This window comes from Clostridium sp. AF50-3 (assembly GCF_003477445.1).
Classification (GTDB): Bacteria; Bacillota; Clostridia; order Lachnospirales; family Lachnospiraceae; genus Otoolea; species Otoolea fessa.
Window position 1 is genome coordinate 48,663 of the sequence record NZ_QUDH01000002.1, and the last position, 26,724, is coordinate 75,386.

Sequence of the window (26,724 nt, forward strand, 5' to 3'; positions counted from 1 at the left end):
GCAGGGAGGGAACGTTATGTCTGTCAGAAGGAGACAACATGTATCGGCCTCCACGTATGTGGACGGTAATACCGTGCGAAAAGTTCAGAGAACCGTGGAGATAAGACCAGAAAGAGATGAGAGAGAGGAGTACCGGCATAAACACGCCGTGCGCCGCAACCAGGAAAAGGCGCTTTACATGAACGGACCGTATGTGCTGGCGCTGACCATCGCTGCGCTGATCACGCTGGTTTTATGTATGAATTATCTGCATAAGCAGGCGTCGATCACGACCCGTATCAGCCACATTGAGGATCTGGAGTTGAAACTGGAGAACCTGAAGTCCGAGAATGATGCACTTCAGACCCGGATTGACACGTATGTGGATCTGGATCATGTATATAAAGTGGCGACCGAAGAGCTCGGCATGGTATATGCAAATAAGGATCAGATTCTTTTATATGACAAGACGGAAAGCGAGTATGTAAGACAGTATGAGGACATCCCAAAACACTAACGGCAGACAGACCTTTCGGAAATATATGCAGGAAAAGCTGGCAATTACCGTCCTGGTAATTATGCTGGCTTTGTTTGCATTGGTGCTGGTGCTTTATAATCTGGTAAAAAGTAAGGGCGAGTCGTACAATCAGATAGTCCTGAGCCATCAGGACTATGAGAGCCGCACGATTCCCTACAAGCGCGGCAATATTATCGACCGGAACGGGACGTATCTGGCGATTAGCGAGAAAGTTTACAATCTGGTCATCGATCCGAAGCAGATTCTGGATACGGAGGAGAACTACCAGTATCTCGATGCCACGCTGGACGCGCTGGTGGAGTGCTTCGGTTACAAGCGGGACGAGCTGCAGGCGATGATCGAGGAGAAAAAAGACAGCCAGTATGTGATCTATGCGAAACAGCTTCCAGCGGAAGACAAAGAGAAGTTTGAGACTTATGAGAAGGACAAGAACAAGGAATACCGGGCGCTGCCGACGGAGGAAGGCGGCAACCAGCGTATCACGGGCGTATGGTTCGAGGAAGAATATAAGAGAACGTATCCGTACAATGAGCTGGCATGCAATGTGGTTGGTTTTGCCCTCAAGGATGGCAATGCATCCGGCGGTGTTGAACAGTATTATAATGATATCCTGAACGGTGTGAGCGGTCGTGAGTATGGTTATTTAAACGGCGATTCGAACGTCGAGCGAACGGTAAAACCGGCGCAGAACGGAAGGACGCTGGAGTTGACGATCGACGTCAACATCCAGAAGATTGTCCAGAAATATCTGGATGAGTGGCAGGCGGGCATTGGAAGTAATCTGGCGGCGGCGATCGTCATGGATCCGAACAGCGGTGAGATCCTGGCGATGGATACGACGACCCGTTACAATCTGAATGATCCGTACAATTTAAGCACCTACTATACGGATGAGGAAATCCAGGCGATGGATGAAAAGACGAAGTCCGAGGCGTGGTATAAAATGTGGAGAAACTTCTGCGTGAGCGACTCCTATGAGCCGGGTTCTCCACAGAAAGCATTTACGGTAGCCGGGGCGATCGAGGAAGGCGCGATTTCCGGAAACGAGGTCTTTGAGTGCGGCGGAAAACTGCATTTCGGAGACTGGGATATCCGGTGTGTTGCCCGAGCCGGTCACGGACCGCTGACGATCACACAGGGATTGATGAAATCCTGCAACGTCGTTATGATGCGTATTGTATCACTGGAGGGAAAAGAGAAGTTTGTCCAGTATCAGAAGATTTTCGGATTTGGCGAGAAGACGGGCATCGACCTTCCGGGCGAGGCGTCAGGTCTGATTTATCAGGCATCCAATATGGATCCGGCTTCTCTGGCGACCAACGCATTTGGACAGAACTATAACTGTACGATGGTGCAGATGGCAGCCGGATATGCGTCCTTAATCAACGGCGGTTCCTATTATGAGCCGCATGTGGTAAAAGAGATTCTGAACGACGAAGGATCCGTTGTCAAATCCGTTTCCCCAAATCTGGTGCGAGAGACGGTTTCGGAATCGACCTCGAACTTCATTAATAATGCGCTTTACCAGACAGTATCAGGTGATGGCGGTACCGCGGGCGCGGCGGCAGTTGCCGGTTACGAAGTGGCTGGTAAGACAGGTACGGCGCAGAAGCAGCCGCGTGCGGAGAAGAATTATCTGGTTTCCTTTATCGGATATGCACCGGCATACAATCCGCAGGTACTCTGCTATGTGGTAGTAGATACCCCGCATCTGCCGGGCGAGCAGCAGGCACATTCGACTTTTGCCAGCGAGATTTTCAGCAAGATTATGGCGGAAGTCCTTCCATATAAGAATGTATTCCCGGCAGGCGGCGCGGCACAGGATCTCGAGACCAATCTTTCCAGCCAGGAAGAAGGCATTATAAGCGGCACAGCGACCGAGGATCCGAATGCAGCTGAAACACCGGCAGAGACGACTCCGGCTCCGGAGGGCGGCTGGGCGAACTACGATGAGGAATTTATCGATTCCGGAGACGAGTACAGCTATCCGGATACGATGGGAAATGTGCAGGATGAATCGGCGGCGGTTGGAAACGGTGAAACGGCGGAAACGGGCAGAGACACCGGAACAGCGGATAATGAGTAACTGTTCACAGGTAGGAATTTTCTGAACTGAAAAATCCGTACGATACAGTTCTGGCAGCAGATTTTGCCGATTTGGAATGCGTAGCATCGGCAAAATCCCGTTGCTGGGCACACGTGTGTGAACAGTAACGAAAATACAGAATAAAGAAACGGTTCGTATGATATACTGTAGCAATGAGATCAGACAGGAAGCAGTATGAATCGGAACCGGACGCATCACAGAGGAAGAACTGTCTTTTTGTGCGCCGCCATCTGCCTGTGCATGGCAGGATTGGCGGGGAGACTGTTCTTCCTCATGCTGTATAAAGCGGATTATTACAGCCAGATGGCGGAGGAGCTGCATCAGCGGGAGCGCAGTATCAAAGCGCCGCGCGGGCGGATCCTTGATCGGAACGGAACGGTGATCGCCGATAACCGGACTGTGTGTACCATCTCTGTGATTCATAATCAGGTAAAAGATACGGAGGCAGTTATCCGGGTTTTGAGCGAAGAACTGGGACTTCCGGAGGCAGAGGTGCGGAAAAAGACGGAAAAACGATCTTCCAGGGAGGTGATCAAGTCTAATGTGGAGAAAACGCGGGGCGATGCGATCCGGGCAATGCGCCTGGAGGGGGTCAAGGTGGATGAGGACTATAAACGATATTATCCATATGGACGTCTGGCATCGAAAGTGCTGGGGTTCACCGGGGGAGATAATCAGGGGATCATCGGTCTGGAAGTACAGTATGAGAAGTATTTAAAGGGCACGGATGGCAAGATCCTGACGCTCACGGACGCGGCGGGGATCGAGCTGGAAAATGAGGCGGAGGATCGCATCGAGCCGGAGGCAGGGCGGGATCTGCAGGCGAGTCTGGATGTCAATATCCAGATGTACGCGGAACAGGCGGCGTACCAGACGATGCAGAAAAAGAATGCGAACCGCGTCTCGATCATCGTGATGAACCCGAAGAACGGGGAAATCTATGCAATGGTAAATGCACCGGAGTTTTCATTGAATGAGCCGTTTGAGCTGGTGACAGATGGAAAAAACGAAGATTCAGAAACAGAAGAAGACATATCCTGGAAGAATGAAGTGCAGTCACACGCAGCATCAGCGCAAAATAAACAAGCTCTCCTCAATCAGATGTGGCGCAATCCCTGTTTAAATGATACATACGAACCGGGGTCTACATTCAAAATCGTGACTGCGCTGCGGGACTGGAGGCGGGCGTGGTCAACCTGACTGATCAGTTTTCCTGCCCAGGATTCCGGATCGTGGAAGATCGGAAGATTCGGTGTCACAAGGTGGGCGGACACGGCGGGGAGACGTTTTTACAGGGAATGATGAATTCCTGCAATCCTGTTCTGATCGATGTCGGACAGCGGCTGGGACCGGAGCGGTACTATCAGTATTTTAAGCAGTTTGGTCTGCTGGGAAAGACTGGGATTGATCTTCCGGGTGAGGCGGGGACGATCATGCACCAGCCGGATCAGATCGGACCGGTGGAGCTGGCGACCGTCTCTTTTGGGCAGTCGTTTCAGATCACGCCGATCCAGCTCATTACAACGGCATCCTCCCTGATCAACGGAGGCACGCGCATCACACCGCACATCGGGATCCGTGCCGTGCGGGCAGATGGTCAGGCAGTCCACGCGTTTTCCTATCCAAAAGGGGAGAGGATCTTATCGGAGCAGACGAGTGAGACGCTGCGTTATATTCTGGAACAGGTGGTGGCAGAGGGGAGTGGGAAAAACGCCCGGATCGAGGGCTACCGGATCGGCGGAAAGACGGCAACTTCGGAGAAACTTCCAAGAAGCCGGAAAAAATATATTTCCTCATTTTTAGGGTTTGCACCAGCGGACGATCCGCAGGTGATCGCGCTTATCGCCATCGATGAACCGGAAGGAATCTACTATGGCGGGACGATTGCCGCCCCGGTGATCCGCGATCTGTTTGAGGTCATTTTGCCGTATCTGGGGGTGGAGAAAAGAGGTTGATTATTCCCCTAAAAAGACGTATACTATTGAAGTGTATAATTTGAGGAACTATCTCTGTATACATAGGAAGATAAGTTAGAGGTGTGACATGGTAAATGAAACAATACTGGCGGTTATCATCGCATTTGTGGTCAGCGCAGTGCTGTGCCCGATCGTGATACCGTTTCTCCACAGGTTGAAATTCGGACAGCAGGTGCGCGATGATGGGCCGCAGACGCATCTGAAAAAACAGGGAACCCCGACGATGGGCGGTCTGGTAATTCTTTCCAGCATCATCATTACGTCTCTGCTCTATATCCGGGATTATCCGAAGATCATTCCGGTGCTGTTTATGACCGTTGGATTCGGCGTGGTTGGATTTCTGGACGATTACATCAAGATCGTGATGAAACGTTCGGAGGGCTTAAATCCGATCCAGAAGCTGATCGGACAGTTTGTGATCACAGGTATTTTTGCCTATTATATTGTAACCTCACCGGACATCGGAACAGGGATGCTGATTCCATTTACCGGCAAGTATTTACAGCTTCCGGTCTGGCTGTTTGTACCGGCACTGTTCTTCATCATTCTGGGAACTGACAATGGCGTGAACTTCACAGATGGTCTGGACGGCCTGTGCACCAGTGTGACGATTCTGGTAGCAACGTTCTTTACGATCGTGGCGATCGGGGAGAACAGCGGCATTAGCCCGATTACCGGCGCAGTAGTTGGAAGTCTTCTGGGCTTTCTTCTGTTCAATGTCTATCCGGCGCGTGTGTTTATGGGCGATACCGGTTCACTGGCACTCGGCGGTTTTGTCGCTTCCAGTGCCTTTATGATGCAGATGCCGATCTTTATCGCGATCGTGGGTCTGATTTATCTGGTGGAAGTATTATCTGTTATTATTCAGGTAACCTATTTTAAGAAGACGGGCGGAAAGCGCTTTTTCAAGATGGCGCCGATCCATCATCATTTCGAGCTCTGCGGATGGTCTGAGACCAGGGTCGTAGGCGTATTTTCGATTATTACGGCAATCCTTTGCCTTATAGCATACTTAGGATTATAGGAGGAAGATTATGAGTCAGAAAGTATTAGTAGCAGGAACAGGTATCAGCGGTATTGCAGCTGCAAAGCTCCTTCTCTCAAAAGGCGGAGAGGTAGTGCTTTACGATGGCAATGAAAAACTGGATCCAGAGGAGCTGAAAAAGAAATTTGACGAAGGCGCGACGATCACGTTCGTCCTCGGAGAGCTGAAAAAGACGGATTTGTTAGGCGTGGAGCTGGCAATTTTAAGCCCGGGCATCCCGACCGATGCACCGTTTGTAGAGATGATTCGTGAAACCGGTATTCCGATCTGGGGCGAGATGCAGCTTGCATATCACTGTGCCAAAGGACGTATGGCAGCCATTACCGGCACGAACGGAAAGACAACGACGACTTCCCTGACCGGCGAGATCATGAAGTCATTCTATGACAGCGTATTTGTAGTTGGAAATATCGGTGAGCCGTTTGCATTCCATGCATTGGAGACAACGGATGAGACCGTAACTGTTGCAGAGGTATCGAGCTTCATGCTGGAGACCATGACCGATTTCCACCCGAATGTAAGCGCTATTTTAAATATTACCCCGGATCATCTGGATCGTCATAAGACGATGGAATGCTACATCGAGACGAAAGAGAGCATTACCAAGAACCAGAAAGAGGGCGATGTCTGCGTCCTGAACTATGAGGATCCGGTACTGCGTGAATTTGGTGAGACTTTAAAAGACATCAAGGTGGTATATTTTTCCAGTCTGCGTACCCTGAAACAAGGTTTCTACCTGAAAGAGGATGAGATTGTATACAACGACGGCGAGAAAGAGACCGTGATTGTCAATATCCACGATCTGAAGTTACTTGGCCGTCATAACCATGAAAATGTTATGGCAGCGGTTGCTATCAGTATGAACATGGGCGTTCCGCTGGAGAAGATCCAGAAGGTGATCAAGGAATTCAAGGCAGTTGAACACCGCATTGAGTTCGTAACCGAGCGTTTCGGCGTCAAATACTACAACGATTCCAAGGGAACCAACCCGGATGCAGCGATGCAGGCGATCAAGGCGATGCCGGGACCGACCTTATTAATTGCAGGCGGATATGATAAGCATTCCGAGTTTGACGAGTGGATCGAGAGCTTTGGCGGAAAGGTACGCTATCTGGTGCTGATCGGCCAGACCCGCGACAAGATTGCCGAGTGTGCAAAACGCCACGGCTTCAATGATATCATGTACGCGGAAGATCTGCAGGAGGCTGTACAGGTATGTGCATCCTACGCAAATCCGGGCGATAACGTCCTGCTTTCACCGGCATGTGCAAGTTGGGGGCAGTTCAAGAACTTTGAAGAGCGCGGACGCAAATTCAAAGAGTTTGTGAGAAATTTGTAATACCAAGGTTCAAAGGTCGGAAATCCGACGCAAGATTGCTTGCAGGAGGAATTGTGACTTTTGAGAATTGCGGAGTGCAAAGCACGCAGCAATTCGGTATTGGAAGAATAAAGGTTACTGGGCACGTATGCGTGAACAGTAACGAATAAAGGCTTAATGTATTTAAGGGGGCTGTCGCAGCCGGCATTTGTCTGCGGCAGCCCTGATTTGAAGGAAAAACTGCCGTTTACAGGCAGAATTTCGAAACTGTAACAACAAAAAGCAGGGGAGTGGAAGTATGCCGGAACCGGGAAAAATTAAAAAGAAAAAACCACATCGGTTTTATGATTACAGTCTGCTGTTTACCATCATTTTCCTGACGGTATTCGGACTGATCATGATTTACAGCGCGAGCTCCTATAAGGCGCAGCTTGATTACGGCAATCCGGGATATTTTATGCTTCGTCAGGCGGGCATCGCGGGTGTCAGCTTTGTTGCGATGTATATCGTCTCCAAGATAGATTATCACTGGTTTGCGCGGTTTGCGATGCTGGGATATATCGTTTCATATGTGACGCTGCTTCTGACGCGTTTTACACCTCTGGGCGTGGCATCGCATGGTAAGAAGCGCTGGCTGCGCCTGGGACCGCTCCAGTTCCAGCCGACCGAGATTGTCAAGATTTCCCTGATTCTGCTTCTGGCGGTTCTGATTGCCAATCTGGGCGTGCGGATCAACCAGCTGCGGGCAGTCGGATTTATCGTGGCGCTGTCGGCGCCGCTGGCACTTTTAGTTACGGCGAACAACTTAAGTTCTGGTATCATCATCTGCGGCATCGTGTTTGTGATGCTGTTTGTGGCGTGCAAGATCAAATGGCCGTTTTTTCTCTGCATCGGAGGCGGCGTTGGACTTCTGGCGGTCGCCCCCTATATAGGGCATTTGCTGGTAAAGCTCCATATCCTGAAGGATTATCAGCTGGGACGAATCAATGTCTGGGTCAACCCGGTGCAGTATGCACGTTCCGGCGGTTATCAGGTGCTCCAGGGTCTGTACGCGATCGGTTCCGGCGGTCTGTTTGGAAAGGGACTGGGCGAGAGTCTCCAGAAGCTCGGTTTCGTGCCGGAGGCGCAGAATGATATGATTTTTTCGATTATCTGTGAGGAATTAGGTCTGTTTGGCGCGATTTCGGTCATTCTGATTTTCATGTTTATGATTTACCGCTTCATGGTAATTGCTGGAAATGCACCGGATCTGATGGGTGCGATGATCGTGATCGGCGTGATGGCACACATCGCGATTCAGGTTATCTTAAATATCGCGGTTGTTACGAATACGATCCCGAACACGGGTGTTACGCTGCCGTTTATCAGTTACGGAGGTACGTCCGTCATGTTCCTGATGCTGGAGATGGGGATGGTGTTAAGCGTCTCGAACCAGATTAAGCTGGAGCAGTAGGAATATTTGGCGGAGTTACATATTTACTTCGGGAAATATAGAAAATGAGAACCATTTTCTCTCGTTGGCATATAATAATACATAGATGCCGGTGGGAGGGGATTGTTTGGCTTTCATCGAGATTCACGGACCGTGCCGGATTCAGGGCGGACTCACGGTGCAGGGGTCGAAAAATGCAGTTTTGCCGATGATGGCGGCGTCAGTGTTAAACCGCGGAATTACCGTGCTTGAAAATGTCCCCAGAATACAGGATGTGTTCTGTATGATGGGGATTCTTGATTCTCTGGGATGCCGGTGTGCGTTGCACGGAAACCGTCTGGAAATCGATACTTCGAAGATGAATGGCTGGCGGATCGAGCAGAAAGCGATGGGGAAAATGCGCTCGTCCATTATGCTTTTGGGAGCGCTCCTGGGACGCTTTTGCGAGGCGGGTGTCTACAGCCCCGGCGGATGTATGATCGGAAAACGTCCAATCGACTGGCATTTGCGGGCACTCCGTGCGCTGGGCGCGGAAATACAGGAACCGGAGTCGGACGGCTTCCTGCATGCACAGACAACGGGACTTCGCGGGGCAGAGATTATTTTTCCGTTCCCGAGTGTCGGCGCGGTGGAAAATGCCCTGTTTGCCGCTGTGGCAGCGGTGGGGCGGACGGTTCTGCGGGGATGCGCGCGGGAACCGGAGATTGGACAGCTGTGCCATTTCCTAAATGGTATGGGGGCATCGATCCGGGGGATCGGGACGGATGCGCTGATCATAGAAGGCGGATTGCCGCTTCATGACAGCCGGTTTGTGATCGGCGGCGACCGGATCGTAGCCGGGACCTATCTTCTTGCCGCTGCGTCCTGTAGCGGTGAGGTGATCGTGGACGGCGTGCAGACACAGGAGCTGCGTGCATTGACCGGGGTGCTGGAGCATATGGGCGTTTCGCTTTATCAGGAACCGGAACTTATATATGTACACAGCGGACAGCGCCTGCGGGCGGTATCGGTGAAAACCGGACCGTATCCGGCGTTTCCGACCGATCTGCAGCCGTTTTTGATGGCGGCGCTGTCACGGGCAGATGGAACCAGTATGCTGCGGGAGACGGTATTTGAAAACCGGTTTGGCACAGCGGCGGAGCTTCAAAAAATGGGGGCGAACATCGAATGTAGCGGGAACATTGCCCGGATTGACGGAGTGGAAACCTTGCGGGGAGCTTTGGTGCGTGCCCGCGATCTGCGGGGCGGCGCAGCCCTGACGGTGGCAGCCCTGGGGGCGGACGGATGGACCAGAGTATCAGAATGTGAACATATTGAGCGGGGATATGAAGATATTTGCCGGGACTTGCGGGCATTAGGAGCAGAGATCCGGCGCCGGGAGGATGATGGAGATAGAGAAGATACAGATTGAAAAAAAGACAGAGGAAAAGGTATGGCGCCGCCGTGGAAAAAAACATATCTGGATCACGGCGGCAGCACTTCTTGTGGCAGCCGCGTTTTTTGTCGGTCTGTCGCTGCTTCAGATTAATACAATCCATGTCAGTGGAAACCGGCAATATACGGCAGAGCAGATAGAGGCGTCTATTTTCGATTCGCGGCTGAGCCGGAATCCGGTGTTCTGCTATATGCAGTACCGCTTCCGGCCGCACAAGTCAATTCCGTTCGTGCAGGATTACAAGCTGGTGTTCCGCAGCCCGTCGGACGTGGAGGTGATCGTCTACGAGAAGAGTGTGGTAGGTTACGTTTCCTACATGAACAGCCGGATGTATTTTGACAAGGACGGCATCATTGTGGAGAGCACAAGCGAGACATTGCCGGGTGTGCCGAAGATTGCCGGACTTTCCTTTGGACATATCGTGCTGCATCAGCCGCTGCCGGTCGAGGATATCAGCGTTTTCAACGAGATTCTGAACCTGACGCAGGTACTGTCGGTCAACGAGGTTGCGGTGGACGAGATCCGTTTTAATAAGGAAAAGGAGCGACGCTTCAAATCAGGAGCTTGAAGGTTGAGCTGGGAAGCAACAGTGAGATGAACGGGAAACTTTCGGAGCTGACGGATATTCTGCGGGATTATCCGGATCTGTCCGGAACCCTCTATCTGGACAGCTACGATGAATCGAATGCAAATCCGATGTACCGGTTTGATAAAAACTAGGAAGAATCGGCATAATCCGTTACTGGCACGTATGTGTGAACAGTAACATTGTGACTGGTTTATTGAAAATTTATAAAAGAAACGATTGATTTTTTGCTGAAAATCAAATATAGTATTAGGTAGGCTAGATTTAAAAGACCCTAATTTTAGTATAAAGATGATAAAACCGGAACAGATGGGAAAATGAAGGAGGAAGTATCTTGTTAGAGATAAAGATAAATGAAGCAGAGAACTCTGCCAGAATTATAGTAGTAGGTGTCGGCGGAGCGGTAACAACGCTGTCAACCGTATGATCGATGAAGATATTGCCGGTGTAGAATTTATCGGTATCAATACAGATAAGCAGGCACTGCAGTTCTGCAAGGCGTCCACAGCTATGCAGATTGGTGAGAAGCTGACCAAGGGACTTGGTGCAGGCGCAAAGCCGGAGATCGGTGAGAAAGCAGCTGAGGAAAGCCAGGAAGAGCTGGCACAGGCTCTCAAGGGTGCAGATATGGTATTCGTTACCGCAGGTATGGGCGGCGGTACCGGTACAGGTGCAGCTCCGGTTATTGCACGTATCGCAAAAGATATGGGCATCCTGACGGTCGGCGTTGTCACAAAGCCGTTCCGTTTCGAGGCAAAGACCCGTATGAGCAATGCGCTCAATGGTATCGAAAAACTGAAAGCAGCTGTCGATACTCTGATCGTTATCCCGAATGATAAACTTCTTGAGATCGTAGACCGCCGTACCACGATGCCGGATGCACTGAAGAAAGCAGATGAGGTTCTTCAGCAGGCAGTACAGGGTATTACCGACCTGATCAATGTTCCGGGTCTTATCAATCTTGACTTTGCAGATGTTCAGACCGTTATGGTGGACAAGGGTATCGCTCATATCGGTATCGGTCATGCGAAGGGTGATGACAAAGCACTTGAGGCTGTTAAGCAGGCTGTATCCAGCCCGCTGCTTGAGACAACCATCGAGGGTGCAAGCCACGTTATCATCAATATTTCCGGCGATATCAGCCTGATCGAGGCAAATGACGCAGCCAGCTATGTACAGGAGCTTGCAGGCGACGATGCCAATATCATCTTCGGTGCGATGTACGATGAGAATGCACAGGATGAGGCGACGATCACTGTTATTGCGACTGGACTGGATTCCCACGGTGTGAACACACCGGTCGCAAAAGCGATGACTGAGTTCAAGACTCCGTTCAAGGCAAAGACGACTGGCAATACATACGCTCAGCCGGCAGCACAGACTGCAGCGGCAGCGCAGCCGACCTACAAGGCACCGACCTTCCGTGCACCATCTGCAGCAGCACCGGCACAGCCAGTCGCTCCGAAGGAAGCACCGCAGTCGGCACCGGCACAGCCGTTCCGCCCGATGCGCCAGGAAACACAGATCAATATTCCGGATTTTCTGAGAAATAAGAAATAATATAAGAGTGAGAGATGAACTGCTCTTGCTTTAGCAAAAATACAAAATATATACAGAAGCAGTTGTTTTTGGAAGAGACACGCATTAGAAGTGAAAATTTCTGATGCGTGTTTTTTTGTGTAATAGGAAATTCCTTGGAATCCCCTATTACACAAAAAGGCACATTCTTTTTTATCGTCGATTCAGACCTTCGACTTATGTCGAATCTATTCAAATTTTACGTTTTTCCCCCGATTTTTGGCGATCAAAACAGGCGTTTTGCGCCCTCGGTTTGACAAATTTTGCGGAACTTTTTTCTTATAATATCCCGTGTCGGACAGAAAGGTGGGAAGAGACAGTGACCTATCGTGTGTATGCGGATGTCATCCTGCTGCAAAATCTGGCAGCGGATTTCCTGCTTCTGTCGGTGGTGAAGAATTGCCTGCGTCTGCCGGAACGCCGGTATGGGCGGTTGGCAGGGAGTCTTCTGGGAGCCGTGTATGCGTTAGGAATGGTGTTAGCTCCGGTTCCGCTGGGATATGCCGGGCGGATGCTCCTAAGCGCCACGATGAGCGTGCTGATGGCATGGACGGCATTTTCCATCCGTAGGAAGTCGGAGGCGGCAGAAGCCGCGATCGGGCTTTACATAGCATCTATGCTGGCGGCTGGCTGCATGGAACTGGTTCAGCCGCTTGGAATACGGGTGAATCTTCTGTTCTGGCTGTTTACCGCGGGGGGGAGTTTTCTGATTCCATCTGCGGTGTGGCGGTTTGGTATGCAACGGTGTATGAAGCTGGAACACCAGTACGCGGTAACGCTTTTTAACAAAGGCAGGGAGCGGCATGTGCAGGCGATTCTCGACACAGGCAACCATCTGACGATGCCGCTTTCGGGGCGTCCGGTGCAGGTGCTGGATGCGTGTGTGGCAGAGAGATTTTTTTCCTGGGAGGACGGTGTCCAATACATCCCATTTCGGAGTGTCGGAAAGGGCGGCGGCGTGATTCCGGCATATCAGGCGGAGCGGATGGAAGTGTCCGGTCAGGGCGGTATGCGGGTGATTGAGAAGCCGTGGATTGCCATTTCACAGGAGGCGCTGTCGCAGAAGGGCGAGTATCAGATGCTGCTCAATGAAAAATATTGGTTGTGAAGAAAAACAGCCGTTATGGTCTGAACCATAGCGAACAACATAAGGGGGAAAGCGTATGTTTATAAAAGTTTCAGTTCCAGGTCAGTTTCGTTTAAAAATGATGCCGTCGTTCCGGTCATTTCTGATGCACCGGGACGGGGAAGTTCATTATATCGGGGGAACCGATATCCTTCCGGCACCGTTTGACAGTGTGCGGGAGGCGGAGGTTTTAAGAAAATTTGGAACCAGTGAGGATAAAGAGGCGCGTTCGGCGCTGATCGAACACAACCTGCGCCTGGTGGTCTACATAGCAAGAAAGTTTGACAACACCAGCGTGGGCGTGGAAGATCTGATTTCGATCGGGACGATCGGTCTTATCAAGGCGATCAACACGTTTGACGTAGATAAAAATATTAAGCTGGCGACCTATGCATCCCGTTGTATTGAAAATGAGATTCTGATGTATCTCCGGAGAAATAATAAGACGAAGCTCGAGGTTTCGATTGATGAGCCGTTGAATGTGGACTGGGATGGAAATGAATTGCTTCTGTCGGATATTTTGGGAACGGATGAGGATATTATTTACCGGGATCTGGAGGATGAGACAGAGCGGAAACTGTTGAATGCGGCGATCGACCGCCTGAATCCGCGGGAACAGAAAATCGTGAAGCTGCGCTTTGGTCTGGGGAGAGAGCAGGAAGATGAAATGACCCAGAAGGAGGTTGCCGACCTTCTGGGTATCTCGCAGTCATACATATCGAGGCTGGAAAAGAAGATTATGAAACGCCTCAAAAAAGAAATTTCGCAGCAATGCGGTCTATATACCAGCCGATAAGTGCTGGAAGAAACAGACCGATCAGGATGTAAAACGGACCCATTTCATAGCGGAAGGAGACCGGGAAGTTGGAAAGCGTTTCCGGTATTTCCTTCAAAATGAAGCGGGCATAGGCAAAATCGATCAGCTTGAACAGCGTGAAATGAATCGCCATAATGTCAAAGGAATGGCGTCCTAAAAAGGCAAGGACCTTTGCCAGCGGTCTGATGCGCTCGGACAGGTCAGAGAGCGAAAGGACGAAGTAAATTCCAATGATGGAGATCGGATAAAATAAGACGCCCGGAATGTGCATGCTTGCCAGATCGATGAAAATGTGAAGCTTTGTGTTCGTCAGGTGCAGAAGCAGGGCGCTTATCAGGCAGCCGTACCAGACCGTATAGTGGCGGAAATTGGAGAAAAACTGCTGCATCAGCCAGGCGATGAGATAGACCGGAACAACGAGCAGCGCCGCCTGCAGATTGTAAGGGAGCGGGCAGCTTCTCATATTTAAGAAGACACCGGCAAGGCCAATCAGGATGCATGCAAATGCACATACAGGAAGCTTGACATTATCTTTCCGGGCGAAGCGGGCAGCTGCGCGTCCAAACCAGACGCATCCGGCAAAGAGTCCGGAGGACACCAGCCAGACCGGCAGAAACCAGAGGGCACCCTGAACCTGTTCCGGGGAGTTGAAGGAAAGACTGCTCATCCATGCCGTAAGCATTCTGGTATGGTTGTAAAGTTCCTGTCCCGCATAGAGCCTGTGCGTTACAAAAAAGTTGTGAAGCAGGACAAAAAACAGCGTGTAGAACATATACCTGGGCCATGCACCGGCGAGACGGGAGCCGAAGTAGAGAAACGGCGTATCCCCGTATTTCGTTTCATTATAAAAATAGCCTGTGATAAAGAAGAACAGTGCAGGTGGAACAGATAGACGAACGCACCGGCGAAATATCCGGTATGCCCCAGCACGATCGCAATAATGCCCCATCCCTTTACGATATCCCAGTAGAGGGAACGGGCTTTTTTTTGTGTGTTCATGAATGGATCTCCTTGTGGTTGAATTCTATTTTCTATAAATAATATTGATCGTAAAACCCCTGAAAATATATTTTACTATGGAACGGCAGAAAAGGCAAGAAATTGGAATGAGTGAAAACGGTTCTCATTTGTCCGGGTATAAATGAGCTTTGAATTGTCCATTCTAATGTATAGGTGACAAAACAAAAATCAAAACGATTCAACCGTTTGCGTTGATCGTCCATCATACGGAGGGAATGGAAATGCCGGTCTATAAAGTGGAAATCTGCGGGGTCAATACATCCAAGCTGCCTCTTTTAAGTAATGAGGAGAAAGAAGAACTGTTTCGCCGGATTCTAAAGGGCGATCGGGAGGCAAGAGAACAGTATATCAAGGGGAATCTGCGGCTGGTGCTCAGTGTAATACAGCGCTTTTCGGGTAGCCGGGAAAATGTGGACGATCTGTTCCAGATTGGCTGTATCGGCCTCATCAAGGCGATTGATAATTTTGATATTACCCAGAATGTCCGTTTTTCGACGTATGCGGTTCCGATGATCCTGGGGGAGGTGAAACGGTATTTGAGGGATAACAATTCAATCCGGGTCAGCCGGTCGCTCCGCGATACGGCATACAAAGCGATCTATACCCGTGAAAATCTGCTGAAAAAGCAGTCAAAGGAGCCGACACTCTGCGAGATTGCCAAAGAATTGGGAGTCAGCAAAGAGGAGATTGCGTATGCGCTCGATGCTATCCAGAGCCCGGTCAGCCTGTACGAACCGGTCTATACGGACGGCGGCGATCCGCTCTACGTGATGGATCAGCTCAGTGACAAGAAAAATTCAGAGGAACATTGGGTCGAGGATCTGTCGCTGGGGGAGGCGATGCAGCGCCTGCCGGACCGGGAACGCCGCATTATTGATATGCGCTTTTTTGAGGGAAAGACCCAGACAGAGGTTGCCGAAGAAATCCATATTTCGCAGGCGCAGGTGTCACGGCTGGAGAAGAGTGCGTTAAAAAGCATGAAGCATTATTTGAGCTGAATGTTGATAGGGATTGTGTTATAGGGATTGTGTGAGATTCTTCTGATTGATTGTTTGGCGGCTCTGTGTTAAAATATAGGAGATATAGTCTGCAAAAAGAATCTGAAAATCAAGCAGATGACTGTTATCTGACTGGGGTTGAGCGGAGTATTCCATCTGATATAGTGATAAAGGCAGCTTGGCGATGCGACACTCAGGCAGTCATGGACAGCAGACAGAGTAGAAAAGACAGGCGCAGGCGGATTGAGCCTCGCGCATGATAAAATGTACTCTCGGAGTCTTTTCTGCACTCGCTTTTGTGGCTGATTTTCCGCCAGCCGTACCCGAATTTCATCAACGTACGCACCGCGTACGCCTCAGAAATTTGGGCACAGCTGACAAAAAATCATCTCACAAAATCAAGCACAGAAAGATTCCGAGAGTACATTAAAAAGAGCCGGAGGAATTCAAATGGAGAAATTACGTAAGCTGATGAAAGAACATCAGGATAAAGCAGATAAAAAAGTGATGGGAGAGGTTCTGGAGCTGCTTCAGAGAGAGCCGGGACTGTTTGTTGTGACTGTCCATGCGACGAAAAACTTCTTCCTGGGTGCAGAGAACGGCAAGGCGGCTGCTTTCCTTTACACCAGCCGCGAGTATGCAGATGAGTTCGTGAAAGGGCTGGAGATGGTCGGTGTAGAGACGAAGGTACTGGAGATCCGCCCATTACAGCGTATTTCCTTTTTCAACGACCTCTACCGCAGCGGTTTTGAGGCAGTTGTGATCGACAAGGGACAGGAAAATCATATGTCCATGTCGCTGTTCAGCATCATCGAGAAACCAAAGGATACATCCGAGATCGTGATGAACCCGTCCCTGGTCCGTTCTGCAAATCAGTTCTATCAGGCACTGGTACAGCACCAGGCATTCCCACAGATGCAGGATCTGATGTGCAAAGAGCTTTACGGTGCGCGTCTGCTGGTTCCGGTTGCTGACCCGCAGAAGACGACGGCAGTACCGGTTCTGACCACCGGAAAGGGTGTACGCTATTACCCGGCATTTACGGATTTAGTAGAATTTGGCAAATTTGACCGTAAACATCAGTTTGGAGCAATGGAAGTCCGCTTCCGCGATCTGAAAAAATATCTGGATTACGTGAATGGAATCGTGGTAAATCCGTTTGGATTTGCACTCCGTCTGGACGGCGAGAAGCTGGATCGGATTGAGAAAGAGAATATGAAGCTGAAGGTTGTAAAATAAATGCTGCTGTGACCGTGACCGGTAATGAATAGATGTCAGCATAATAAACTGTGGTGAAAAGGCTGTCTCCCATCAGAATGTATCATATAGATGCATCTGCCGAGAGACAGCCTTTTTGATTATTCGGTTCTCCTGTTTTTTTCATATAAATGTAGTAATCCCTTCATCAACAGCGCCCCATCATACGTGATCGTATGCGAACAGAGCGGCAGGACAATCTTGGAGATGCCGCCGGTGGCGATGATGGAAGTTTTCTCTCCGAGTTCTTCCTCGATGCGATCCAGCATACCGTCGATCATCGCGGCATTGCCAAATATGACGCCGCTTCTCATGCAGTCTATGGTATTTTTGCCAATGACACGGCGCGGCGTATCGAGGCTGATGCGCGGCAGCTGGGCAGTGCTGGCGCTCATGCTGTCGAGGGAAACGCGAAGTCCCGGCAGGATCGCGCCGCCGACATAGCGTCCGTTTTTGTCGATGACAGACATGGTCGTAGCGGTTCCCATTTCGATGATGATGATTGGCGGTTCATGCTCTGCAAGGGCACCGACTGCGTTTACGATCATATCACTGCCGACGGATTTCGGGTTGTCCATCAGGATGTTTAAGCCGGTTTTCATGCCGGAACCGACCAGCATTGCGTTTAGTCCCGTTATTTTACGGATGGCGGCAAGAATCGTCCGGTTAAGCGGCGGAACGACCGAGGAGACGATCGCACCATCAAGCTGATCTGGGGCAATATGGTAAATTTCAAGAATACTTTTCAGCGCCACGGCATATTCCAGATTCGGTTTTCCGATGGTGGTCGTGATGCGTTCTACAAAATACGTTTTTTTTTGCGTCGATCACGCCGATAATAATGTTGGTGTTTCCAACGTCGATAGCTAGAATCATAAAATAACTCCTTTATATCTCCTGCATCTCTACAATAATCAACATCTCTTATAAAAAGTTGATTGTATAGTTATCGCAACGGTTTCATATGTTCAACTGTTACTATTTATTATATATCCACGTTAATAGTATGATTATATGTTTTTTAAAGAAAAGGATCAAGAAGAAGATGAAAAATGTTTTTAAGATCTGTTACCGATCGCGCGTGAGTGAACCGTAACTTGGACTTGCGTATTCGTTTAAAATAATATAGAATAAATACGTTTAGACAAAGTTAAAGAATGGTAGTAAGTTTGGAGGAAGATTTTTTTGGAAAATATAGCGGAGCAGATCAAAAAACGGCGTACATTCGCCATTATTTCCCACCCGGATGCTGGTAAGACAACCCTGACGGAGAAGTTTCTTCTCTACGGAGGCGCGATCAACCTGGCTGGTACGGTCAAGGGAAGAAAAGCGGCCAAGCACGCGGTTTCTGACTGGATGGAGATAGAGAAGGAGAGAGGTATTTCGGTTACCTCTTCCGTATTACAGTTTAATTATGAGGGATTTTGCATCAATATCCTGGATACACCAGGACATCAGGATTTCTCGGAGGATACCTACCGTACTCTGATGGCAGCCGATTCGGCGGTCATGGTCATCGATGGTTCTAAGGGTGTCGAGGCGCAGACGATCAAGCTTTTCAAGGTTTGCGTTATGCGCCACATCCCGATTTTTACCTTTATCAACAAGATGGACCGCGAGGCGCGCGATCCGTTTGAGTTGATGGATGAGATCGAGAGCGTGCTCGGCATCCGTACCTGCCCGGTCAACTGGCCGATCGGCTGCGGTAAGAATTTTAAGGGCGTGTATGACCGTGCCACAAAGAAGATCACAACCTTCACAGCAGCAATGGGCGGACAGAAGGAGGTCGCATCTCAGGAGTTCTCGTTAGAGGGCGATGAGGTTAACTCCATCATCGGTCCAGACTACCATCGGCAGCTGATGGATGATATCGAGCTTCTGGACGGCGCATGCGATGAGCTGGATATGGAGCGTGTCAGCCGCGGAAATTTATCCCCGGTATTCTTTGGTTCGGCGCTGACAAACTTTGGTGTAGAGACATTCCTGGAGCATTTCCTGAAAATGACAACCTCGCCGCTGCCGAGAAATACGACAACCGGCATGGTGGATCCGTTCTCTCCGAATTTCAGCGCGTTTGTCTTCAAGATTCAGGCAAATATGAACAAGGCGCACCGCGACCGTATCGCATTTATGCGTATCTGTTCCGGCAAATTTGAGGCAGGCATGGAAGTAACGCATGTGCAGGGCGGACGCAAGATCCGTCTCTCCCAGCCACAGCAGATGATGGCGCAGGATCGAAAGATCGTCGAGGAGGCATATGCGGGCGATATCATCGGTGTATTCGATCCGGGTATTTTCTCGATCGGTGATACACTCTGTACAGGTGAAAAGGTAGAATTTGAAGGCATTCCTACGTTCGCACCGGAACATTTTGCACGCGTGCGCCAGATGGACACGATGAAGCGCAAGCAGTTCATCAAGGGCATCAGCCAGATCGCTCAGGAAGGTGCGATCCAGATCTTCCAGGAGTTCAACACAGGTATGGAAGAGATCATCGTCGGCGTAGTCGGCGTCCTCCAGTTCGAGGTACTGACCTACCGTCTGGAAAATGAGTACAATGTAGAAGTCAAGCTGGAAAAACTTCCATACGAGTACATCCGCTGGGTAGAAAACGCTGACGAGATCGACGTTGCCAAGATTCAGGGAACTTCGGATATGAAGCGGATCAAAGACCTCAAAGACAATCCACTGCTTCTGTTTGTCAACAGCTGGAGTGTGGGAATGGTGGAAGAGCGGAATCCGAAGCTTAAGTTAAGCGAGTTTGGGCGTAACTAAAGCCATGCAGCGGAAAGCACCGTTTCAGCGAATGGAAAATTTATTTTTCAGGCGCTGAAAGGGGGATTTCTGCTATACGGCGCACCCGGACAGGGGTGTGAAACCGCAGGTTTTGCACCTCTGGGCATGGTAAAACAAGAGAGAGTCCCTATCGCACCTCTGGGCATGGTAAAACAAGAGAGAGTCCCTATCGCACCCCTGGGCATGGTAAAACAAGAGAGGGTTCCCATCGTCCCACTTGGGCATGGTGAAAATATAGAAAAAATCAGAAAAGGAGACATTTCATATGAGCAGAGTAGATGTAGTACGTGCAGCCATGGTAGAAGCCATGAAAGCAAAAGACAAAGCAAGAAAAGATTCCTTATCCATGCTGTTATCCGCACTGAAAAATGCGGAGATCGACAAGCGTTCTCCGCTGACTGAGGAAGAGGCGGACGCAGTTGTAAAGAAAGAGATCAAGCAGACGAAGGAGACTCTGGAACTGGCTCCGGCAGATCGTGCGGATATCCGCGAGGAGGCACAGGCACGTCTGGCAGTTTATCAGGAATTTGCACCGGAGGATCTGACCGAAGAGCAGATCGCAGAGGTGATCAAAAGTGTTCTGGCAGAGCTTGGCATTGAAAATCCGGCACCGTCTGACAAGGGCAAAATCATGAAAACCCTGATGCCGAAGGTAAAGGGCAAGGCAGACGGAAAGGTAGTGAACCAGGTACTGGCTGGAATTCTGTCCAAATAATAACCAAAGGAAAAGAACGAGGCGGAAGATTTATGTATAAAAAGAAAATCGAGCAGTATATCGAGGCGCACAAGCAGGAGATGTTAGATGACATATGCGCGCTGTGCAGCATCAACAGCGAGCGTTCGGCATACCAGGAGGGCGATCCGTTCGGCGAAGGTCCGAGCCGCGCACTGGCACAGGCACTCAAAATGGCGGAAGAGTATGGATTTTCCATCAACAATTACGATAATTATGTAGGAACCGCCGATTTAAATGACGGTGAGCACCAGCTAGATATTCTGGCACACCTGGATGTTGTCCCGGCAGGCGAGGGCTGGACTGTGACACAGCCGTTTGAACCGATTGTAAAAGACGGAAAGTTGTACGGACGCGGCACGGCGGATGACAAAGGACCGGCGGTAGCAGCTCTGTATGCGATGCGTGCGGTCAAAGAACTGGGAATCCCGGTGACAAAAAATGTCCGCCTGATTCTGGGAACAGATGAGGAGTGCGGCAGCAGCGATATTGAACATTATTATAAAGTGGAGAAGGAAGCGCCGATGACATTTTCCCCGGATGCTTCGTTCCCGGTTATCAATATCGAAAAAGGACGTTTCCCGGGGCATGTGACAGCTTCTTTTGAGGTATCGACGGAGAATGCGCGGATCCTGTCCATCGAGGCTGGCATCAAGATCAATGTTGTTCCGGGCAAGGCGCATGCGACAATTACAGGACTGACCGAGGAAGAGGTACGTCTGATGGCAGAGGGCGTGACGAAGGAGACCGGCGTACAGTTTGAGCTTCAGGCAGAGGAAGATGCGATCGTGATCACCGCAATCGGTGAGGGCGCACACGCCTCGACACCAGAGGAAGGCAAAAATGCGCTGGCATCCCTGCTTCTGCTTCTGGATCGCCTGCCATTTGCATCCTGCGGACAGACGAAGCTGATTCACAGCCTGACTGAGTGCTTCCCGTGGAATGATACCGAGGGCAAGGCGCTTGGCGTGGCGATGCAGGCAGAAGGATCCGGAGCGCTGTCTCTGGCATTCACAATGCTTACGATGACGGAGACACGGATGGAAGCGTACTTTGACGGACGTTTCCCGATCGGCGGCAATGATGACAACCTGTTGAAACCGGTGGAGGCAAAACTTGCGTCCCACGGCATGAAGTTAGAGTCCCCGCAGCTGCGAGAACCGCATTTTGTAGACGGCAATTCCGAGTTTGTCAGAACACTTCTGAATGCTTATGAGCTTTATACCGGCAACAAGGGCGAGTGCAACTATACCGGCGGCGGCACATATGTGCATGACCTGAAAAACGGCGTTGCATTTGGCGCGTCGATGCCGGGCGTGGACAACCGGATGCATGGGGCGGATGAATTTGCCTATGTGAGTGATCTGGTGGCAAGCGCGAAGATTTTTGCACAGGTGATTGCGGATTTGTGTAAGTAACAGAAAATTTCGTTTTTTCCGCCGTAAGAATTAAAGAAACCTTAATTGATTCGCCGCAGGTTCTATGTTAGACTGAAATCCACAACCGAGAGGTACTGTGCATGTTTGAAGACGGCTGCAGGAACTCCGGCGAGAGGGAAAGGAGAGAACGATTATGAAAAAATCATTCCATACAGTTAAAAAGGCAGGGATTCTGACGGCGGCAGCGGTTCTGGGAACAACGGCACTGGCGGGATGCGGCAGTAAGGCAGATACAACAGAGAGTGCAGCGGCAAGCGAGGCAGCAACTGAAGCGGCCGGAGAGGCAGAAGCATCGGATGCACAGCTTGTCATCGCAGGCGGAGACAGTGCCGGACTGATCGCGGCGGTTCAGGCGGCAGCCGAGGGCATGGATCCGTCGAAGATCCTGATTCTGGCACCGGGCGAAGAGCTGGCGGCAGATATGACGGAGATGGCACCGTATGTCAATGCAGCCGATACGGATGAGCAGTTCCAGGCGAATCTTACGGATGATTTTGAGATTTATCTGTCCGATATTATGACGGCAGGAAATAATACGAACAATTCGGATATGGCGGCATATGTATCGGAGAACAGCGAAGAGGCGAAAGACTGGCTTGCCGACACACTGGGAATGGAGTACGGCGATCTGACACAGGAGGCAGGTTCCTCGGTAGCCCGCAGTTTCCCGGCAAAAGAGGGAAATCTGAACGAGCTTGCACAGGAAGCGCTGCTTAAAAAAGTCGAAGAGCTGAAGATTCCGGTTGAATATAAGGCAGAATTAAAGAGTGTCGCTTACAATGAAGAAGGTGCCCTTGACCGCATCACTGTGACGGTGGACGGCAAGGATCAGGAGATTGACTGCCTGGCACTGGTAGCGACCGATGTTTCCCTGATTCCGGTTTTTGAGGAATCTCAGGTATACGAGGCAGATGGCAAGGCAGCAGCCCTGGTTGTCAGCAACAATGCGGAACAGCTAAACAAAGATAGCGGCGAGCTGATCAATGGTCTTTATGCAGCAGGTCCGATCCTGTCAGCGGCAGTAGACGGTGAAGGTGTGCTCTCCGGCAATGAGCTGACCGAGGCGGTTGTGTTTGGTTCGACTGCAGGAACAGAAGCAGCGGTTTATGTTTCGGATAACCAGTAAAAGCTAAAATGGTTCACATATAATGCCATTTCTAAAAAAGTAGATGATACAGACGAAATAAAATAGAAACCTTTAAGAAGAAGGTTCAAGCAAGAAGCGGGTAAAAGCGAAAAAACTTTTACCCGCTTTTGGTATTTTACAGAAAACAGCACGGAACTGATTTGCAAAAATAAAATTATTTTTATTGTGGAGACAATATATAAAAAAGTAAGTCAGAACCAACTCTGTATCACTGAATTATTATAACTTATTCGCAATTCGATATATTTGTTTATAATAATCTGGCTTTTTGATACTATGTAGTCAAACCTCATGAGGAACACGAGAAATAAAAAAACATTACATAAGGGGGTATTACATGGTGGAGAAAACTAAAAATGGGGCGGAGAAAAAAGAAACTCCGTTGTACGTGAAAATATTCATTGCATTGTTTGCAGGTATCGCGTTTGGTTACGTCTTAAATTTTATGGGCGGCGTGGAGAATGAGATCATTAACGGATATGTCCTTCCGTTCTTCCAGTTCATTGGAGATTTGTTTATCAAGTTGATCAAGATGATTGTCGTTCCGCTGGTGTTCTTCTGTATCATCGACGCGGCGCTCTCACTGGGTGATATCAAGAAACTTCGAAGCATCGGCGTTAAAACCATCATCTGGTTTTTAGCAACTGGCGGTATTTCAGCAACCATCGGTCTGATACTTGCCAATATTATCAAACCGGGACACGGCTTGCAGCTGGGAACGGCAGAGACAGCAATGGAGGTGAAAGAACTTCCGGGTATCTACCAGACACTGCTTGACTTAATCCCATCCAACCCATTCCAGGCACTGACAAGTGGCGAGATGATGCAGATTATCGTCTTCTCCCTGTTTCTTGGATTTGCCATCATCAGCATCGGCAAGGAAGCGCAGCCGTTATGTGACATCATCAGCCTTTGCTCACGGACGATGTTTAAGGTTATCGATATGATTCTTGGAATCATCCCTTACGGCGTATTCAGTTTGATGACTGTAGCACTTGCAAAATATGGCGTTGCCATCTTCGGACCGGTTCTGAAATTCATCTTAACTGACTATCTTGCCTGCATCACCATGAGTATTGTTGGATACAGCATTTTCCTTAGCGTGATTGGAAAGGTAAATCCGATGAAGTTCTGGCGCAAAGCGTTTGAACCTTGGATGATTGCATTTAGTACCTGTACTTCTTCAGCAGCTCTTCCGGTATCGATGGAAGTAGCACCGAAGAAGATGGGCGTTCCGAGAGATATTGCGAGTTTCGTACTTCCGCTTGGATGTACCGCTCAGATGAACGGAACGTGTGCATACTTTGGTATCGTTGTTCTCTTTGCCGCACAGCTGTACGGCGTAGAGTTAAGTATTCAGCAGCAGATTATGCTGGTTGTACAGGCAACCTTCTTAAGCGTTGGCTGTGCAGCAACTCCGCAGATTGGTCTGGTTATCAGCTTAACCCTGATGACGCAGATGGGACTTCCGCTGGATGCATACGCACTGGTAGCTGGAATCTATCGTATCATCGACCAGATTCATACCTCTACCAACTCCGTAGGCGACCTGGTAGCCTCTGTCTGTATCTCTGAAATGCAGGGTGAATTGAACCACGATGTTTTCAATCAGGTAGAACAGAAGAAAGCAGCGTAAGGCGGCTGGAAAGTAGTTAACAAATATGTGAATCAGTATATCATCCGGAAAATGGAAATAGGTAGATTAACCGAATGCTTTGAGCGAAGAATATTCCGGCTTAAGAGGCAGGAAATATTCAGATAAAACGGCACATGGGGCACCCGGCCCTGAGAAGAATCTGTTTTCCGGATTCAAATAAAAAAGAATACAACGCAGAAAATGCGAACCTTTTTGCAACGGCGCAAAAAATCAGAAAAATCAGATAAGAAAAGGAGATTTGAATTATGAGTGATAACAGAATTATCGAATGTATGGAACGTGCGCAGTATCTTCTTGGCAACCTGATGGCTGTTAAACCGGGCGAGGAAGTTTTGATTGTCGTTGACCCTCAAACCGACGAGAGAATGACCCAGGCGATGGCAGCAGCCGCTTTAAACTGCGGCGCTGAGTACGGCGTATACATGATGCCGATTCGTGGAAAAGATAAAGCAACCATTTTCCCGAAATCTCTGGAGCTTGGCATGGATGCCTGCGATGTATTTGTCGGCATGACAACTGCATCCGGTGCAGCTATCTACAATAACCATCTGAAAGAGCTCATCAACCAGAAGAAACTCCGTGAGGTTTCCATCTGCTTAAGAAGTATCGATAACTTCACACGAGGCGGCGCTCTGGCAGACTACGAAGCAGTTTACGCAGATGGCGAGAAGCTGCAGGCTATCTGGAGAGGTCATAAGATGGCTCACATCACCACACCGGCTGGTACCGACCTGTACATGGAAATGAATCAGATGGAGCCGATCATCGAATGTGGTATCGCGAGAAATCCGGGCGATGCAATGGCTTGGTCTGACGGCGAGGTTTCCTTAGGACCGGTGATCGACACAACCCATGGCAAACTGGTAATTGATGGACCTATCTGCTACTATGGATGCCCGACCACACCGGTTGAGTTAAGAATCGAACAAGGGCGTATCGTAGAGGTAGTTGGCGGCGATCCGAAGATTTGTAAAGAAATCCGCCGTCAGATCGCAGAAGTTAAAGATTCCGACAACATCGCAGAGATCGGACTTGGACTTAATCCGGCTTGTATGTTTAACGGAGACTTCGAGGAAGAGAAGAAAGCAAGAGGAACCTGCCACATCGCAATGGGCAACGGATTCTACTATGGACAGCCTGCACGTTCGACCGTACATATCGACATGGTACAGTACAATCCGACCGTTATCTTCGACGAGGGAACACCAGAAGAAGTTCTGATCGTAAAAGACGGCAAGGTTGTTTGTTTGGGCGACAAATAATATGGCTATATATTAAGAAATATCAAGAACGAATTGTCAATGAAAGACTGCATGAATTGCGGCTGCGATTTCCCCTTGAGCAGCCGCAATATAAAACATCAGGAATTTGTAAAAGCTTAGGAATTGAATAAACCTCCATATTAAAAATGGAAGCTGTGGACGCAGGTTAGCTGCCTTAGATGTGTAGAGCGCAGGCGTTCGCAGCTTCTTTTGAGTGCTGATTCACGCACCTGGAAGTTTTGTAAAATAAGCTGGATTCTGCCTGAAAACGGACGGAAAATACAGTTTATTTGTTTACAGATATAGAAATCTTATGATAAAATAATAACAATAAAAAATAACTGTTAGATATGGCGGTTATATTCGTTTATAGCAGATTTTAGCATAGAGATATGGGAAAGTGGATCAGCCATATTTAAGTGCAGAACCATGGCAGAATTCGTTACGGGTCATGGGTGCAAGAATCGTAACATCATTT

The 26,724-nt window shown here is 49.5% G+C and carries 20 protein-coding genes and 2 pseudogenes; 20 read left to right on the top strand and 2 right to left on the bottom strand.

The window, feature by feature from the left end; translation table 11 throughout:
* Positions 1-16 precede the first annotated feature (16 nt).
* From DW085_RS02595 to sigE, 12 genes and pseudogenes are all read left to right on the top strand, one after another.
* Entirely contained in the window at positions 17-496 is a 480-nt protein-coding gene (locus DW085_RS02595) for a cell division protein FtsL (RefSeq protein ID WP_118293741.1), read from the top strand.
* Positions 474-2,603, top strand: a complete 2,130-nt coding sequence (locus DW085_RS02600; RefSeq protein ID WP_243017101.1) for a penicillin-binding protein 2 — start codon at positions 474-476, stop codon at positions 2,601-2,603. The genes DW085_RS02595 and DW085_RS02600 overlap by 23 nt, the downstream gene beginning before the upstream one ends.
* A gap of 195 nt (positions 2,604-2,798) precedes the next feature.
* Positions 2,799-4,579 (top strand): annotated as a pseudogene (locus DW085_RS02605) (penicillin-binding transpeptidase domain-containing protein).
* An 88-nt stretch (positions 4,580-4,667) separates the two neighbouring features.
* Positions 4,668-5,624 carry a phospho-N-acetylmuramoyl-pentapeptide-transferase gene (gene mraY, locus DW085_RS02610; RefSeq protein ID WP_022360215.1) on the top strand — a complete coding sequence of 319 codons (957 nt, stop codon included), beginning with the start codon at positions 4,668-4,670 and terminating at the stop codon, positions 5,622-5,624.
* Positions 5,625-5,634: 10 nt separating this feature from the next.
* A complete protein-coding gene (murD, locus tag DW085_RS02615; RefSeq protein ID WP_106999726.1) occupies positions 5,635-6,984 on the top strand; it encodes a UDP-N-acetylmuramoyl-L-alanine--D-glutamate ligase in 1,350 nt (449 codons plus the stop codon).
* 277 nt (positions 6,985-7,261) lie between these two features.
* On the top strand, positions 7,262-8,416 hold the full coding sequence (locus DW085_RS02620; protein ID WP_117795227.1) for a putative peptidoglycan glycosyltransferase FtsW: 1,155 nt from the start codon (positions 7,262-7,264) through the stop codon (positions 8,414-8,416).
* Positions 8,417-8,522: 106 nt separating this feature from the next.
* Positions 8,523-9,806, top strand: coding sequence for a UDP-N-acetylglucosamine 1-carboxyvinyltransferase (gene murA, locus DW085_RS02625; RefSeq protein WP_118293738.1), 1,284 nt, complete (start codon positions 8,523-8,525; stop codon positions 9,804-9,806).
* Positions 9,778-10,398: a cell division protein FtsQ gene (locus DW085_RS02630; RefSeq protein WP_243033895.1), complete on the top strand. Its 621-nt coding sequence runs from the start codon at positions 9,778-9,780 to the stop codon at positions 10,396-10,398. The genes murA and DW085_RS02630 overlap by 29 nt, the downstream gene beginning before the upstream one ends.
* Positions 10,395-10,550, top strand: coding sequence for a hypothetical protein (locus DW085_RS19505; RefSeq protein ID WP_243033896.1), 156 nt, complete (start codon positions 10,395-10,397; stop codon positions 10,548-10,550). Before DW085_RS02630 ends, DW085_RS19505 begins: the two co-directional genes overlap by 4 nt.
* 200 nt (positions 10,551-10,750) lie before the next feature.
* Positions 10,751-11,976 (top strand): annotated as a pseudogene (gene ftsZ, locus DW085_RS02635) (cell division protein FtsZ).
* A 337-nt stretch (positions 11,977-12,313) separates the two neighbouring features.
* Positions 12,314-13,102 (top strand): sigma-E processing peptidase SpoIIGA, encoded by a 789-nt coding sequence (locus tag DW085_RS02640; protein WP_181357137.1) that lies wholly within the window; start codon positions 12,314-12,316, stop codon positions 13,100-13,102.
* A gap of 55 nt (positions 13,103-13,157) precedes the next feature.
* Positions 13,158-13,916: an RNA polymerase sporulation sigma factor SigE gene (gene sigE, locus DW085_RS02645; protein WP_106999729.1), complete on the top strand. Its 759-nt coding sequence runs from the start codon at positions 13,158-13,160 to the stop codon at positions 13,914-13,916.
* On the opposite strand, the gene DW085_RS02650 is transcribed toward sigE, so the two are convergent.
* Positions 13,870-14,886: an acyltransferase family protein gene (locus tag DW085_RS02650; RefSeq protein ID WP_243033897.1), complete on the bottom strand. Its 1,017-nt coding sequence runs from the start codon at positions 14,884-14,886 to the stop codon at positions 13,870-13,872. The two genes, sigE and DW085_RS02650, sit on opposite strands and share 47 nt — an antisense overlap.
* Positions 14,887-15,178: 292 nt before the next feature.
* On the opposite strand from DW085_RS02650, the gene sigG reads away from it, so the two are divergent.
* Positions 15,179-15,955 carry an RNA polymerase sporulation sigma factor SigG gene (gene sigG, locus DW085_RS02655; protein WP_106999731.1) on the top strand — a complete coding sequence of 259 codons (777 nt, stop codon included), beginning with the start codon at positions 15,179-15,181 and terminating at the stop codon, positions 15,953-15,955.
* 450 nt (positions 15,956-16,405) lie between these two features.
* Positions 16,406-17,194, top strand: coding sequence for an SseB family protein (locus tag DW085_RS02665; RefSeq protein ID WP_106999732.1), 789 nt, complete (start codon positions 16,406-16,408; stop codon positions 17,192-17,194).
* Between the two features lie 119 nt (positions 17,195-17,313).
* On the opposite strand, the gene DW085_RS02670 is transcribed toward DW085_RS02665, so the two are convergent.
* Positions 17,314-17,967 (bottom strand): type III pantothenate kinase, encoded by a 654-nt coding sequence (locus DW085_RS02670; protein ID WP_347474953.1) that lies wholly within the window; start codon positions 17,965-17,967, stop codon positions 17,314-17,316.
* 430 nt (positions 17,968-18,397) lie between these two features.
* On the opposite strand from DW085_RS02670, the gene DW085_RS02675 reads away from it, so the two are divergent.
* The 6 genes from DW085_RS02675 to DW085_RS02700 all read left to right on the top strand — a co-directional run bounded on the left by DW085_RS02675 (position 18,398) and on the right by DW085_RS02700 (position 26,246).
* Positions 18,398-19,987, top strand: coding sequence for a peptide chain release factor 3 (locus DW085_RS02675; protein ID WP_106999734.1), 1,590 nt, complete (start codon positions 18,398-18,400; stop codon positions 19,985-19,987).
* Positions 19,988-20,273: 286 nt separating this feature from the next.
* The gene (locus DW085_RS02680; RefSeq protein WP_022360228.1) at positions 20,274-20,723 is read left to right on the top strand and encodes a GatB/YqeY domain-containing protein; all 450 of its coding nucleotides are present in this window, start codon (positions 20,274-20,276) and stop codon (positions 20,721-20,723) included.
* A gap of 32 nt (positions 20,724-20,755) precedes the next feature.
* A complete protein-coding gene (gene pepV / locus DW085_RS02685; RefSeq protein WP_118491213.1) occupies positions 20,756-22,159 on the top strand; it encodes a dipeptidase PepV in 1,404 nt (467 codons plus the stop codon).
* 154 nt (positions 22,160-22,313) lie between these two features.
* Positions 22,314-23,306, top strand: coding sequence for an FAD-binding protein (locus tag DW085_RS02690; RefSeq protein ID WP_118491215.1), 993 nt, complete (start codon positions 22,314-22,316; stop codon positions 23,304-23,306).
* Between the two features lie 358 nt (positions 23,307-23,664).
* The gene (locus tag DW085_RS02695; protein ID WP_118491217.1) at positions 23,665-24,963 is read left to right on the top strand and encodes a dicarboxylate/amino acid:cation symporter; all 1,299 of its coding nucleotides are present in this window, start codon (positions 23,665-23,667) and stop codon (positions 24,961-24,963) included.
* 266 nt (positions 24,964-25,229) lie between these two features.
* Positions 25,230-26,246, top strand: a complete 1,017-nt coding sequence (locus DW085_RS02700) for an aminopeptidase (protein WP_106999739.1) — start codon at positions 25,230-25,232, stop codon at positions 26,244-26,246.
* Positions 26,247-26,724 lie beyond the last annotated feature (478 nt).